Raw genomic sequence first — 257 nt, 5'->3', positions numbered from 1 at the left:
TTCTTATCCATAGTGTTACCTTACTTCTTCTTAGCTTCTTTAGTACGCACAACTTCGTCGGCGTAACGAACACCTTTGCCTTTGTAAGGCTCAGGGCTACGGTAAGCGCGAATATCAGCAGCTACCTGACCAACCAACTGCTTATCAGTACCTGTTAGTACGATTTCAGTTTGAGTTGGACACTCAGCTTTGATACCTGCTGGTAGTTCGTGCTCAACTGGGTGAGAGAAGCCTAGAGTTAGTGCTACAGCGTTGCC

At 46.7% G+C, this 257-nt stretch carries 1 protein-coding gene; it reads right to left on the bottom strand.

Annotated elements, in window-relative coordinates; translation table 11 throughout:
* Positions 1 to 20 precede the first annotated feature (20 nt).
* A partial coding sequence (locus AKJ31_RS22345) for a 50S ribosomal protein L6 (RefSeq protein ID WP_072161430.1) occupies positions 21 to 257 on the bottom strand: 237 nt, incomplete at its 5' end.

Source organism: Vibrio hepatarius, from assembly GCF_001274785.1.
Lineage (GTDB): Bacteria > Pseudomonadota > Gammaproteobacteria > Enterobacterales > Vibrionaceae > Vibrio > Vibrio hepatarius.
The sequence above is the reverse complement of the archived record's forward strand: the minus strand, read 5'-3'. Positions and strand labels throughout refer to the sequence as shown.